At 39.3% G+C, this 14,342-nt stretch carries 14 protein-coding genes; 7 read left to right on the top strand and 7 right to left on the bottom strand.

Annotation, left to right across the window (positions count from 1 at the left end):
* Positions 1-63 precede the first annotated feature (63 nt).
* Positions 64-1,035 carry a zinc transporter ZntB gene (locus GQR46_RS07130; protein ID WP_165740541.1) on the bottom strand — a complete coding sequence of 324 codons (972 nt, stop codon included), beginning with the start codon at positions 1,033-1,035 and terminating at the stop codon, positions 64-66.
* 285 nt (positions 1,036-1,320) lie between these two features.
* Here GQR46_RS07130 and GQR46_RS07125 point away from each other — a divergent pair, with 285 nt between their 5' ends.
* The 3 genes from GQR46_RS07125 to GQR46_RS07115 are packed head-to-tail and all read left to right on the top strand — an operon-like array spanning position 1,321 to position 3,708.
* Positions 1,321-1,755, top strand: a complete 435-nt coding sequence (locus GQR46_RS07125; protein ID WP_007585784.1) for an ATP-dependent zinc protease — start codon at positions 1,321-1,323, stop codon at positions 1,753-1,755.
* Positions 1,756-1,757: 2 nt separating this feature from the next.
* Complete coding sequence (gene rimK, locus GQR46_RS07120) at positions 1,758-2,663, top strand: 30S ribosomal protein S6--L-glutamate ligase (protein WP_002961977.1); 906 nt, start codon at positions 1,758-1,760, stop codon at positions 2,661-2,663.
* On the top strand, positions 2,650-3,708 hold the full coding sequence (locus GQR46_RS07115) for a succinylglutamate desuccinylase/aspartoacylase family protein (protein WP_165740540.1): 1,059 nt from the start codon (positions 2,650-2,652) through the stop codon (positions 3,706-3,708). The genes rimK and GQR46_RS07115 overlap by 14 nt, the downstream gene beginning before the upstream one ends.
* A 353-nt stretch (positions 3,709-4,061) precedes the next feature.
* On the opposite strand, the gene GQR46_RS07110 is transcribed toward GQR46_RS07115, so the two are convergent.
* The 4 genes from GQR46_RS07110 to recQ all read right to left on the bottom strand — a co-directional run bounded on the left by GQR46_RS07110 (position 4,062) and on the right by recQ (position 8,703).
* Entirely contained in the window at positions 4,062-4,637 is a 576-nt protein-coding gene (locus tag GQR46_RS07110; RefSeq protein ID WP_010553281.1) for a mechanosensitive ion channel domain-containing protein, read from the bottom strand.
* Between the two features lie 69 nt (positions 4,638-4,706).
* Positions 4,707-6,416 carry a BamA/TamA family outer membrane protein gene (locus tag GQR46_RS07105; RefSeq protein ID WP_024609055.1) on the bottom strand — a complete coding sequence of 570 codons (1,710 nt, stop codon included), beginning with the start codon at positions 6,414-6,416 and terminating at the stop codon, positions 4,707-4,709.
* Between the two features lie 171 nt (positions 6,417-6,587).
* Positions 6,588-6,872: a DUF3630 family protein gene (locus GQR46_RS07100; protein ID WP_007583724.1), complete on the bottom strand. Its 285-nt coding sequence runs from the start codon at positions 6,870-6,872 to the stop codon at positions 6,588-6,590.
* Positions 6,873-6,879: 7 nt separating this feature from the next.
* On the bottom strand, positions 6,880-8,703 hold the full coding sequence (gene recQ, locus GQR46_RS07095) for a DNA helicase RecQ (protein WP_010553279.1): 1,824 nt from the start codon (positions 8,701-8,703) through the stop codon (positions 6,880-6,882).
* A gap of 385 nt (positions 8,704-9,088) precedes the next feature.
* Between recQ and GQR46_RS07090 the strand changes: the two genes are divergently transcribed.
* Positions 9,089-9,544 (top strand): thioesterase family protein, encoded by a 456-nt coding sequence (locus GQR46_RS07090; RefSeq protein WP_007583728.1) that lies wholly within the window; start codon positions 9,089-9,091, stop codon positions 9,542-9,544.
* A gap of 51 nt (positions 9,545-9,595) precedes the next feature.
* Positions 9,596-10,513 (top strand): EamA family transporter RarD, encoded by a 918-nt coding sequence (gene rarD, locus GQR46_RS07085; RefSeq protein WP_165740539.1) that lies wholly within the window; start codon positions 9,596-9,598, stop codon positions 10,511-10,513.
* A gap of 17 nt (positions 10,514-10,530) precedes the next feature.
* Here the strand turns inward: rarD and GQR46_RS07080 are convergent, their stop codons facing one another.
* Together GQR46_RS07080 and GQR46_RS07075 are read right to left on the bottom strand one after the other, a co-directional pair.
* Positions 10,531-11,766, bottom strand: a complete 1,236-nt coding sequence (locus GQR46_RS07080; RefSeq protein WP_024592846.1) for a response regulator — start codon at positions 11,764-11,766, stop codon at positions 10,531-10,533.
* Positions 11,767-11,852: 86 nt separating this feature from the next.
* Positions 11,853-12,227 (bottom strand): DUF413 domain-containing protein, encoded by a 375-nt coding sequence (locus GQR46_RS07075; protein ID WP_007583734.1) that lies wholly within the window; start codon positions 12,225-12,227, stop codon positions 11,853-11,855.
* Positions 12,228-12,318: 91 nt separating this feature from the next.
* Between GQR46_RS07075 and GQR46_RS07070 the strand changes: the two genes are divergently transcribed.
* Positions 12,319-13,191, top strand: a complete 873-nt coding sequence (locus GQR46_RS07070) for a LysR family transcriptional regulator (protein WP_010553277.1) — start codon at positions 12,319-12,321, stop codon at positions 13,189-13,191.
* 166 nt (positions 13,192-13,357) lie between these two features.
* A complete protein-coding gene (locus tag GQR46_RS07065) occupies positions 13,358-14,290 on the top strand; it encodes a porin (protein ID WP_165740538.1) in 933 nt (310 codons plus the stop codon).
* Positions 14,291-14,342: the final 52 nt, after the last annotated feature.

The raw sequence follows: 14,342 nt of genomic DNA, 5'->3' as shown, positions 1-14,342 counted from the left end.
TGAGTGGCTTTTTTAATGCTTTTTTAATGCTTTTTTAATGCTTTTTAAATGTATAAACTTAATCTATAACCATTTTTTATTTTTAAAATACACACCAATACCGCCAGTAAGTACAATCAAAAATATAACAAACGCACTAAACGCATAGGGGCTCTCGGTACCCGGAATACCTCCTACGTTTACGCCTAACAGGCCGGTTAAAAAGCCTAAAGGTAAAAACAATGCAGCTACAACCGACATTACATACATACGCTGATTTAATTGCTCAGACACTTGGTTAGTGATTGTTTGCTGAATGATTTGCGCACGTTCAATAGAGCTATCAAGCTCCTCTAAATAACGAATAAGTAAGTTTGTTGTTTCGTTTAATTTTGCTTTATCGTCATCTAACAGCCACGGGTAGTGATTATTTACCATTGAGCTAAGGGCTTCTTTTTGCGGTTTTAAATAACGCTTTAAGGCAATTGTTTGACGGCGCAACTGTGATAAACCTTGGTTATCAAACTTTTTACTTGGTTCATCTATTTCTTCTTCAAACTCGTCGAGTGTTTCATCTAGTGAGTCAATAACGCTTTGCATGCGAGAAGTTAGTTTTTGTGTAATAGAGCATACTAGCTCAGAAATATTGCATGGGCCTTTATTTTCATTTAAACAAGCGATCGTATCTTGCACCGATAATAAACGACGTTTGCGGGTAGTAATAAGAATGTCTTCGCTAATAAATAAACGAATTGAAACCATGTCTTCAGGGCTTTGTGCTGGATTTAAATTTACACCACGTAAAAATAACATATGTCCGTTAGTCGTTGATGTAATACGCGGGCGTGTTTCATCAGCAATTAAGGACTCTAATTCGTAGTCGTTTAAATGAGGTTGTGCCTTGAGCCATTCAACAGCCTCGCTTTGGCTATAGTCCATGTGCACCCAAAGTTTTCCGTGGCTTGGTTGCCAGCTATTTAGCTCATTAGTGCTTTCAATAGGGCGAGCGCCGCCTTGTCCATCAAGTACAAGTGCATGTAGTAAACCATTAATCATAATTATTTCTCATAATAGTGTATTTTTAATACCGTTAACTATAGTGTATCTACTTAAGTATTTTAAACTTACCTTTATTTTTAATAAGTTAAGCTTAAATAGCAAAATATATGCAGAGCCTTTGGGCTGAGTAAAGTGGCATAAAGTACTATTCAGCAAGGCGTGCATTGTGTGACCAGTTGTTTAAAAAGATCAATTTAATTTACTAATCGACTAGATAAATTTATTTCGTTGGTGTTTTTTTACCTGTAGCGTATAAGTCACTTTTTTATTAAGGGCACATTTATGACAGCAAAGATCACAGTTGGTTGGCGTGAGTGGTTAAGTTTACCTGGGCTTGGTATTAACGAGATAAAAGCAAAAATTGATACTGGCGCTCGCACTTCATGTATTCATGCAATTAACATTGAAGAATACGAAGTTGACTCAGAAAAATGGGTTAAATTTACGGCCCAGCCACTGCAAGATGATGAACAAACGCAAGTCACTTGCAATGCAAAAGTTAAAAAAATGAAGTACGTAACCAGCTCAAGTGGGCAAAAAGAGTTACGTTACTTTATAGAAACTACATTGCATGCAGGCGAGCATAGCTGGCCTATCGAGCTTACTTTAACAAGCCGTGCAACAATGAAGTTTAGAATGTTATTAGGGCGTACAGCCATGGAAAATCGTATAGTCGTTGACCCGGCTTTATCTCAACTATTAGGTCGTAAGGTTTAACTATGAAAATCGGTATTTTATCTCGCAACAGAAAATTATATTCAACGCGTCGCTTAATTGAGGCGGCAGAGGCACGCGGTCACGAAGTTAAAGTGATTGATGCATTGCGCTGTTATATGAATATAAACTCTGAGCAACCAGAAATTCACTATCGCGGTGAAAACTTAAAAGAATTTGACGCAATCGTCCCGCGTATTGGTGCATCGGTTACATTTTATGGCTGTTCGGTACTTCGTCAGTTTGAAATGATGGGTGTTTACCCTGTAAATGAATCAGTCGCTATTTCTCGTTCGCGCGATAAATTACGCTCACTTCAGTTACTTTCGCGCAAAGGCGTTGGTATGCCAGTAACAGGTTTTGCTAGCAAACCAGATGATGTAAAAGACTTACTAGAAATGGTAGGCGGTGCACCTGTTGTAATTAAATTACTTGAAGGCACACAAGGCATTGGTGTTGTACTTGCTGAAACACGCAAAGCGGCAGAAAGCGTTATTGAAGCATTTATGGGCTTAAAAGCTAATATTATGGTTCAGGAATACATTAAAGAAGCGGGTGGTGCCGATATACGTTGTTTCGTATTAGGCGATAAAGTAATAGCAGCAATGAAGCGCCAAGCACAAGAAGGTGAGTTCCGCTCTAATCTTCACCGTGGCGGTAGTGCTACATTAGTTCGTATTACTCCAGAAGAACGTAAAACGGCAGTAGCGGCGGCTAAATCAATGGGCTTGAACGTAGCGGGAGTTGATTTACTTCGCTCATCTCGTGGACCACTTGTGATGGAAGTAAACTCATCACCAGGTTTAGAGGGCATTGAAATAGCAACAGGTAAAGACATTGCAGGCATGGTGATTGATTTCATCGAAAAAAATGCTTCAAGTAAAGGAACAGCAACACGTGGCAAAGGTTAAAATTAACCGTCCTTTTTCCTTATTAGGAGAGAGTGTAGGCGTAGGCGAGCGTAAAACACTTGCCTTAGAGGCAGCTAAACTTTATACCCATTCACCACTTAATATTCCTATTGAAGTGGTTAACGGTGTAATGGAAGGTCCTGTGCTTATGGTGTGTGCGGCTATTCATGGTGATGAGCTAAATGGCGTAGAAGTTGTGCGTCAATTAATTGCTAAAATAGACCCAAGCCAACTGCGCGGTACAATAATCGCTGTGCCTATTGTGAATGTGTTTGGCTTTATTCATAAATCGCGTTACTTACCAGACAGACGCGATATGAATCGTAGCTTCCCAGGTTCTGAGCGTGGCTCACTTGCTGGGCGTATGGCTTATATGTTTTTTAATCAAGTGGCAATACATTGTACCCACATTATTGATTTACATACTGGCGCTATTCATCGAACTAACTTACCGCAAATTCGCGCTAACTTAGCTGATGAAGCAACCGCGGAAATGGCTAAAGCATTCGGCACGCCAGCAGTTATAAATGCATCATTGCGTAATGGCTCATTACGAAGTGAAGCTGCAAACCTAGGTATCCCGGTTATAACCTATGAAGCTGGTGAAGCACTGCGTTTTGATCCAATCGCAATTGCGGCCGGTGTACAGGGTGTTGATTATGTTATGCGTCATTTAAAAATGATCCGTGGCAAGCGTCCTAAAAAGTTACCAGATCCTATTATTGCAGGTTCAACTAGTTGGATACGTGCCGAAGTTGATGGCATTGTGCGTGCACAAGTATCACTAGGGGAGCATGTAACTAAAGGGCAAGTACTTGCTTATATTAGTAGCCCACTAGGTGACTCTGAGCTTGAGCTTTTAGCGCCTAAAGGCGGTATTGTTATTGGTCAGCAAACTATGCCATTGGTAAATGAAGGTGATGCGGTATTCCACCTTGCTTACTTTGCAAATGACAATAGTTTAGTAGAGCAGCAACTAGAGAACTTTATTGATGAGATAAACGATTTAGATGACGAGCTTAAAACAGCTGAACTAAATAACTAATAGCTAGGGCGTGTTGAACTTTTCGGATTGAAATTTGTTCAATCTAGGGGCGATTAAATCGCGGCGCGAGGTTTGTAACCTAGTGGGCTAAGTAAAAACCGAGTAACAAAGAGTTTATCGCCCCTAGGCAGAACCCGAAGGGCAGCGCATGTTTGGCATTTATGCTGCGTTATCGCCTATTTATGGGGAGTAACCACACTTCATAGGCTCTGTCTTACCTAAAAACCAAACATACTGCTGCAAATTCAACCATCAAAGATCAACACGCCCTAGTCTTAATTGTGGTTAGTTAAGCATTAAAAAAGCCGCAGAAGGTAATTATCTTCTGCGGCTTTTTTGTGACTATTACTTTTTTAACTATGTTTTTTAGGGCCAATAATACGTTTTATAACGGGAGCTTTTGTTGGCTTTGGTTCTTTATTTAAAACCATTACAGGGCGTGTCACAAATAAATTATTAGGGTAAATTACACGGTGCCCATCAATATGCTCAAGTACTACATTCATTAAGCCCATTTCAACAATGCGCCCTTCAATATGATTCGCACCATCAATAATTCGTACCCAATAGCCAACACGGCAATCGTTTTGAATAAACATTAGTAAAAATGCGGTGAGGTTACTCAATAATGACCAAGCGGCAAAAAGTGCTACCCCTAACATGGCAAATAAAGAAGAGCCTAAAACCAATAAACCACGCAGCTCTATACCCCAAAATACTAAAACCAAACACAGCACGACAAAGGCGAGTATAATTTTTAGTAAGAGCTCTGCACGATATTTTCGGTGTAAATCAACTTTCCCTTTAATTGCTTTTTCGAGTAATTTTTTGGTTATTTTTAATAGCAGAGGGAAAACCAAAATAGCGATTATAGTTACAATTAACTTATATTGTGATGCAAACAATTCTAAAACTTCTATTATTTCCACATTAGACCCTGAACTTTTATACCAATTTAATTTAATGCAATTGGTATTAGTTTAACGCGTTTGTATTATTTAAAAAGTATTTTTAACGCTCACTAGCCACTGGACTGAGTCTACGTCATCGTAGCTATCAACTGGGGCTGCAATATCAATGTGGATCATGGTTCCTGAATTTGCACGACTCGGTGCTAAACGAAGACCCACGCCTATATTTTTTAATACATGTGCGTTTTCACCATTATCTTTATCGTTAAACCATGCTCTGCCCACATCTACAAAAGCTGCGCCACCCACTTTAAATAGTTGTAGTAAATCGTACTCCCAGTAATAGCGCTTTTCTAGATTAACTAAAAAGCTGCGGTCGCCATGTTGATAATCCATAGGGTAACCACGCAGGCCTGTTTCGCCGCCTAAAGTAAGCTGTTGATCAGCAGTAAGGTTTTTGGCGTATTGCACCCGGGCTTTAACATACCAAGATTGGTCTTCACTGGTATTTAAATAATATTGTACTTGGCTAGTGGCCATAAAGTTTTCGAGTTTTTTCTGTTCTTTATTCCAATAGCCATCAATATCAGCACTAAAACGCCATAAGGTATTATCGTTAGTAAAGTGGGCTTTTTTAAAGTTAAAAGAATACACCGCGCGGCTGTCGTCATTACTTAATGATTCGTCTGAATAGCCAATTAAGCTTTTAATATTCCAACCTAAGTTTAAATCCTCAGTGCGAGATATACTGTCAAAATTGCGTACTTTTATGTAGTTATCTTCAAACCAATGGCCGCTTATAAAGGGATAACTTAAACTTCTGTCATCGGCAAGTGGTGCAAATGTAGTGTCTATAGCTTCAAAGGTATGCTGCTCGTCGGTATAACCTAAGGTTAAGCGTTGGGTCCAATTATTATTAAGCGCTTTAGAGTGTCCGATAAATGCACGGTTTAAATCGGTAGTTTGATCAAATTCACTAAACTCTTCGCCGCGTTTATATAGCGACTCTTCGCGCTGCTCAGAATAGCTTAAAATACCGTAACTAAAAGGGGTGTCTATCGCGTAAAATGGATAGGTTAGCTCAAGCAAATGGCGCTTACCGTCGCTGTTATCCGCGTATTCTAATCGACCGCGGTAGCGAGTAGATAAAATATTAGGATCGTCGTAAACAAATAAATAACCGCTACGATCGCTGTCGGTCGTGCGTGACAACGAAAGGCGCTTTCCCCAACCAAGTAAGTTTGACTCTCTAAAACCTATACTCGATTTATTTTCTCCGCCGCTACGGCTAAAGTTTACCTCTGGTAAAAGTGTCCACAAATCACGGGTAACCACTTCTACATTAACGTCACCGTCGCAGTTTTCGATTGCACTAATTTGTGCATCATATAAGTAACTTTCTTTACGAAGTAAGCGCTCAGACTCGGCAAGCTTTTTAGCATCGTACTTGTCACCAGGGGAGAATAATAAAAGGTTATTAATGACATCGGGCTCTGTTTGAATATGAGCGCGGTTAGCAAATCGGAATAGGGCATTATTTTCCTCTTCAAGCTCAGTATTAAATACATTAAGTTGCTTGAGCTTTATTGAGGCTATTTTAGCGTTACTATTACTGTGCGTGAGGGTTGTTTTGTCTTGAACTTCTCGGCGTAAGTTTTTATTTGTGCTTAAATCTGTCTGTTCTACAAGGCAGTTATCAGTTTTCGTTGAAGATTGTTGTGCGAATGCATTAGGCACATAAAAGCTTAAAACCGTTAAGCTAATACAACATTGTGCTATCCATTTCTTGTTCACCATTAAACCTCTTTACTGCTACGTAGCAAATGACTATCGTAATATCAGCTTACATCATTGTTATTATAATGTAAGTAAAAGGTATGTATTTTGAAACTAATTAATTGTTACTCATATTCACTTATGTTAATAACCAACCTGGTTTAGAACCGCCTGTGGGCGGGGTATTAAAAGCTAACTTAAATAAAATGCTAAAGCGGCTAATAAGTGCTCAGCTTCATGGCCTTCGGCATTAATCCAAATACTTTGGCTGTAATGCTCATAGTTTAAATTAAAGGTCTGCTGATTATAGGTAAAGCGGACTTGATGGCGATCGGCGCCTGCAGAATACTCATTGAGTGTTACATCGTCCGAGTGTAAAAAGAGTGTGCTCCACAGTTCAAAGTCCTCATCGTGTGGAGGCTCGACTGGCGTAATTAAAATGTATTTATGGGCGTGGTCATATTCTATTTGGGTCATAACATTCTTAATTTGTAGCTAGGTAATTGCGAATTGCAGTTAAAAATTCGCCGCCGTATTTATTTAACTTAGTAAAACCCACACCCGACACTTTTAAAAATTCGCTGTCGTTTGTTGGCATAAGCTGCGCCATTTCTGCTAGCGTTTTATCATTAAATACCACATAAGGTGGTACATCATCGGCATCAGCAAGTTCTTTACGTAGTGCGCGCAGGCGAGCAAACAGTTTTTTGTCGTAATTAAATTGCGCTAACTTATCTTGATAAACGTGTTTGGCTTGCAGGCGTGGCTCGGCTAATTGCAGTGCGTACTCACCTTTTAAAATTGCACGCGCGGCTTCGGTTAACCTAAGTGACGCACCTTGCGTTATATCTTGGCTAAGTAAGCCTTGATGAATAAGCTGGCGTAAAATACTAAGCCAAAATTCACTGCTTTTATCTTTACCTATGCCGTAAGTGCTTAGCTCATGATGATTGTTATCGCGTATGCGGCTAGTATTTGCACCACGTAGTAATTCAACAATGTACCCAAGACCAAAGCGCTGGTCAGCTCTATACACACAAGAAAGCGCTTGTTGGGCAACCAATGTACCATCAAAGCTTTTTGGCGGATTTAAGCAAATATCGCAGTTGCCGCAGGGTTCGCGTTGATATTCACTAAAGTAGTTAAGCAAAATTTGGCGGCGACACGTTTGTGCTTCGGCAAAGCTTGCCATTGCGTTAAAGCGTTGTTCTTCTACACGGCGGCGTTGCTCGTCGTCTATGTCTTCAAAAAAGCGTCTTACACGGCCAATATCAGCTGGGTCAAAATACATTATGGCTTCTGCGGCAAGTCCATCTCGCCCAGCACGCCCCGTTTCTTGATAGTACGACTCGATACTTTTTGGAATATCGTAATGCAGTACAAAACGTACATTGGGTTTATTAATCCCCATACCAAAAGCAACGGTTGCGACCACTATTTGTATATCGTCACGGGCAAAACCAGTTTGTACAAATTGTCGTTGCTCGTTACTCATACCTGCATGGTAAGCGGCAGCGTTTAGCCCTGCATCTGCAATTTTTTCAGCAATATCGTCTACGCGTTTACGGCTGGTGCAATAAATAATACCGCTTTGGCTTTTTTGCTCTTTTAAGTAGCGAAGCAGTTGCACCATAGGTTTAAATTTTTCTTCTATGGTGTAGCGAATATTGGGGCGATCAAAGCTGCCAGTATGAATATAAGGCTGTTGTAGTTTTAGTTGCTCAACTATATCAAAACGGGTGGCTTTATCGGCAGTTGCAGTGAGCGCCATCATGGGTACATGTGCAAAACGTTGCTTTAATTCGTTTAAGCGAAAGTAATGAGGCCTAAAATCGTGACCCCAATGCGACACACAATGCGCTTCGTCAATGGCAAATAAGCTTACATTTAAATGCGATAAACGCTCTAAAAATTCGCGTTGTAATACTTTTTCAGGTGCCACATATAAAAGCTTAATTTGCCCCTGATGAAGCTGTTGATACACCAATTGCTGCTCTTCTCGCGCTAAGCTGTTATTTACGTAAGCGGCTTTAACCCCAAGTGCTTGAAGTTGACTTACCTGATCTTGCATTAGCGATATGAGCGGAGATATAACAATAGTGACGCCTTCAAGCACTAAAGCGGGTATTTGATAGCAAACCGATTTTCCGCCGCCAGTAGGGAGCAATACAAGCGAGTCTTGGCCGTTAATAGCAGCATCAATAACTGTTTTTTGGCCGTCGCGAAATTCACTGTAGCCAAACACTTGTTTGAGGACAGTTTCGGGTTTACGCACAAGGGTGCTAGAAGGTGGTGTTGATGTATTCATTGGCGGGTATTTTAGTGGTTTTTTAGTGAGATGTCTTTAGCTGAGTTACTTATACCAATCCGCAATACTACTTAATCAATTTGAGGGATCAAATCTGACGCTCGCTGCGTTAAAAATTTCTGATATAGAACAACTAAATAACGAGTTTTTTGCCTTGTTATAGACACTATTTTCTTACCTTCAGATAGATCACTTAATTAAGCTAATTGGTATTAACCTCAACTCTATTGTAAGTAAATTAAACTCTGGTAGTGTTGAAACCGCTTATTAAGATAGATCTGCTTCCTTAAAGTTAGGTTGCTAAGTAAATGATTTAACTAGAACCTCGTAGTTTTGCTTAAGTTATGCTTTACTCATCGTACCAGTTTAAGCATGGAGAATAATAATGAATAAAGAAATGTTAATTGAACAAGTGGGTGCATTATTTGTAAATGGCATGCCGTTTAACCAGTTTTTACAAATATCGGTTGAGTCGTTGAGCCCTGAACAGGCCAAAATTACGTTTCCGTGGCAGGATGTACTCATTGGTAACCCTGCGCAAAAAATACTGCACGGTGGTGTTATTTCAGCCGTACTTGATAATGTAGGCGGTATGCTCGCGGCAGCAAGCGTGATTGATAAGCTCACCGATTTAGATATAGGAAGTGTGCAAACAAAATTAGCCACGCTTGGGACTATCGACTTGCGCACTGATTATTTGCGCCCTGGTAAAGGAGAGAGCTTTACAGCGAGTGCCACACTTATTCGCTCAGGTAATAAAGTGTGTGTTTGTCGAATGGAATTACATAATGAACAGTCTGTTCAAATTGCTTTTGGGACAGGCACGTATTTAGTTGGATAAAACGTGTATGGGAAGTAAACTAGCGGCCTTTTAAATCACTAAGTGTTTATTATGTCGATTGATACTGAGCAGCGTAAAGGTGCTATTTTTGCTTGTCTTGCTTTTTTTATGTGGGGCCTTGCGCCAATATATTTTAAGTTGATTCAGCATGTTTCTGCCTTTGAAATTTTAATGCATCGGGTTGTTTGGTCGGTTGTATTTTTAGTACTAGTAGTAAGTGTTTTAAAGTATTGGGATAAAGTTAAACGCATTATTGTTCAGCCTAAGCTTTTGCTTATGCTTGTTATTACCTCAACATTACTAGGGTTTAACTGGGGTTTATTTATATGGGCTATAAATAATAACCATATGCTTGATGCGAGTTTGGGCTATTACATAAACCCTCTTTTAAATGTATTACTGGGTATGCTCTTTTTAGGTGAACGCCTGCGTAAGTTTCAAGGTGTAGCAGTGGCACTGGCCTTTACCGGTGTTGTGCTGCAGCTAATTAGTTTTGGCTCGTTTCCGGTAGTGGCATTTTCATTAGCTATATCATTTGCACTTTATGGGTTGTTACGTAAAAAACTACCCGTTGAAGCCTTGCCTGGCATTTTACTCGAAGCACTTATATTACTGCCTGTTGCACTCATTTATTGGTGGTTAATGGTGCCTACAACAACATCAAGCCTGCCAGCTAACGATTGGCATACTAATGCATTACTGATTAGTGCAGGTATTGTAACTACATTACCATTGCTGTGTTTTACCGGCGCCGCTAAGCGTTTGCAATACACTACATTAGGCTTTTTTCAGTATATTGGGCCAAGCCTAATGTTTATATTGGCAGTGGTGTTTTACGGTGAAGTGTTTGACGCTGAGAGATTAGTAACGTTTGCATGTATTTGGAGTGCGCTAGCTATTTTTAGTTGGGATTCTTACAATCAATCACGCAAACGTAAAAAAGCGGCTATTACAGCCGCTGAAGTATAATTAACCTAATAGAGCTGTTAGCTAACTACTTTATTACGACCAGATTCTTTAGCGTCGTAAAGCTTTAAATCGGCCTGTTTTAATAATTCATCAATTTGATAAACAGGTCCATCTGCAAAACCAATAGATATAGTAAATTTGATTTTTTCTTTACTAAACTCTTGGCTATTCGCCTCTATAAAGTACCTAAAACCTTCAAGTCTTTTTAGCGCTTCTTGTTTATCCGCATTTGCAAAGTAAACGGCAAACTCTTCGCCACCTAAGCGGGCCACTAAATACTTTTTAAAATATTTGCTAAAGCAAATGGAGAGCCCTTTTAATACTTCGTCGCCTACATCATGCCCGTGAGTGTCATTAATTATTTTAAAATGGTCAATATCAAGCATGGCTAGCGCTCCTGAACCTTGCTTATTTTTAATCTTTTTGAGTGATTTGTTTGTTTCTTCAAAAAAGTAACGACGATTAGGTAGATTAGTTAGGTAATCGGTGTTGGCTTGGCGTTTAATTGTGGCTATTTGTTCTAGCATATCGACGTTTTGGCTAAGCCTGCAGTAAAACTCTTCACTATTAAAAGGTTTATGTAAATAATCGTTTGCGCCATTTTTTAAAAATAAACTAGAAAGCCCTACAGAGTCAGAGCCCGAAATACCAATAATGGCTTTTTCGTCATTGCTATATAAGCGGCGAATTTCGCTACATAACTCATCACCATTCATGTTTGGCATTTCGTTATCAGTAATGATGACTGAAATGTCGGGTGAACTTTCGAGCATTTTTAATGCTTCTTGTCCGTCTTGTGCTTCAATAATTTGATATTTGTGACGAACTAACAAGCTGCAAATGTATCGTCGAGTCGATTTAGAATCATCAACAACGAGTACTTTTACATTTTCATTGCGAGGTAAGCGGTGTAATTGTTTTTCTAGGTATTGGTAAGCTTGTTTGTTTTCTTTAATGATGTAATCGATGATTGGGTATTTTTCGACGGTGTCGCGGGTTTTTTTATCAATATTACCCGTCATTACAATAGTTGGGATATCAGCATTAACAGTGCAGGGTACTGCTTCACCTGATGGGGCATCAGGTAATATAAAGTCAACTACAGCGCAAAAGTAGCTATTTTTACTTATAAGCTCTTTTGTTTGTGCTAATGACTCTGCTATATCAACTTCATAGCCTGCTTTAAGCGCGATGTGCTTTTGCACTCGCGCCATTGCAGGTGTATCTTCAACTATTAGTATTTTTCGCGTCACGGAACAACCCTGTTTATATTTTGCAAAAATATTTGCTTATACAAGTTGTAACTGTTAAAACGCAAAAAAGCAAATAACTTAAGTACTTACAGATTATCCGCTTCTGAATAATACTCTTGGCTAATCGGTGCCGGTCCTGACATTTTTGAGCGGCCAAATAAAGTATGAAACTTAGTTTTACAGGTCGTTAGCTTTAAGTATTTTACCCAAGCACGTTCGATTGGGTTAGTAGGTTCTTGTGAGCCAGTGACTACTGCTACAAACTGTTCTTGATGTTCGTTTTGCGGCTCAATTGTTTTACTGTATAAGCCTCTTAAAACAACACCGTGTTGTTCTAATATACTGGCTTCTAATAAGGTGAAGTTTCCGCTGCGGCTAAAACCACGTGGAAAATTCTGATCATCATAAAATTGACGTTGGCTAACAAATGCTTGGCGTAGTAATGAAATGTTATTGCTCATAGCTTTATCCTCATACCCTATTAATTAGCTGGAGTATGATGCAAGTTTGGCAATTTATTAAACAAATTATTTTTATCGTGAGGATAAAAAATTGGATATCGATTTATTAAAAACATTCGTTGAGGTAGTGCGTACGCGTCACTTTGGTAAAGCGGCCGAAAACCTTTATATTACGCAGTCTGCAGTGAGCTTTAGAATTCGCCAATTAGAGCAAGGGCTTGGTGTTAATTTGTTTATTCGCCAGCGTAATAATATTCAACTTACAGCACCTGGCGAGCGCTTATTACCGCACGCACAAATGATTATTACGGGCATGCAGCGGGCCAAAGTCGATGTTGCACTTGCCGACAATATGCATAAGCAAATTAGCTTAGCAGGAACGCCTAATATTTGGGATGCTTTTTTACAGTTTGGTATAACAAATATTGTATCGGCGATGCCGGGCGTGTCGTTAGTTGCAGAAGTTAAAGCACAACAAGAGAGCACTCGACTTTTATTAGAGCGTACTCTCGATTTGGCAATATTATTTGATCCACCAAAAGTAGATGAACTCGTAGTAGAGCGTATTTGTGAGTTGCCAATCATTCCAGTAAGCGGATACGACACCGCAACGAACGAAAACTTTTTTGATAATCAATATGTGTATGTGGATTGGGGAACTACTTTTTCTCTTTGGCATGCGCGTCAGTTTACAGGAAAAACGCCACCTTACTTTAGAACCAGCACGGGACGTATTGCACTTGATTTAATACTGCAATGTGGTGGTAGTGCATTTATACCTCAAGTATTGGTTGAAGGGCATTTAGAAAAAGGTGAGTTGTTTCATGTTAAAGGGGTAGAAAACACCTCAAGAGACGTATTTATTGCGTATCACAGAGACAACGAGCAAAAAGAGCTAATAGAAACCTTAGTTAATTTACTTTCGCAAATGACGCCAAGCTTGTCATTAAAGCAAGGTAAGTAAGTACGACCATCTACTAGGCTTTCATGTTATTTTGATTTCATATTTAATGCATTTTTATTAACAAAAAAAGACAGTAATATTTCTATTGTAATATTACTGTCATTTAGGAATGACAAAATGCAGCAGTTTTGAAAATTAGTCTTTTGTGATTATCCAAGGAAATAACATGAAATTTGTAAAATCGAGCTTATGCTTAGCACTATTAAGTGGTTTATCTTTTAATGCACTTGCCGACGTAGACATTTACGGTAAAGCGAATGTAACAGTGCAATCATCTGATGATGGCGAAGGGTCTTTTACCGAGATAAAAAGTAATGCATCTCGTCTTGGTGTTAAAGGTTCTGAAAAAATAAATGATAGTTTAGAAGCGGTATATAAGTTTGAGTTTCAAGTTGATGTGTCTGATGCTGATTCAAAAGGCGATAACGACGACAATATTTCTGCGCGTAACCAATACGTTGGTTTAAAAGGTGCGTTTGGTCAGGTTGTAATTGGTCGTAACGATACTGCGCTTAAGCAATCTCAAGGTAAGTTAGATTTATTTAACGACCTTGAAGGCGATATTAAAAATGTATTTAAAGGTGAAAACCGCTTAGGAAACACAGTTAGCTACTCATCAAACTCATACGAAGGCTTTAAAGTACTTGCTACTTTTGTAGCTGAAGACGATGTAGACGCTGATAACGGTTATTCAATGGCGGTGACATACGGTGACGTGGCTCTTAAAAAGAGCGCGGTATACGCCTCTATTGCAGCCGATAGTGAAGTAAATGGCTACGACGTAGTGCGTGCATCAATCCAAGGTAAAATCGAAAACTTTAAATTGGGTGCAATGTACCAAACACAAGAAGCAGTAGATGGCAGCGCAGAAGCGGATGGTTACTTGCTAAATGCTGCTTACAGCATGGGTAGCAACACATTTAAAGTGCAATACCAAGATATGGACTTTGACGACAGCGACGATAAGTCAGCAATTTCAGTTGGTCTTGATCACAAATTAAATAAAAACATTAAAGTATTTGGTTTTTACTCAAGCTTTGACATGGACAACAATGTTGACCAAGATTACGTAGGCTTAGGTATGGAATACAAGTTTTAACGACTAGTCTAATTAGTTAGAACACTCCCTTTTTAACCGCGCTCCTTTGAGC

It is taken from the genome of Pseudoalteromonas sp. Z1A6, from assembly GCF_011378745.1.
GTDB lineage: Bacteria > Pseudomonadota > Gammaproteobacteria > Enterobacterales > Alteromonadaceae > Pseudoalteromonas > Pseudoalteromonas arctica.
This window is presented reverse-complemented; position numbering and strand designations above follow the sequence as displayed.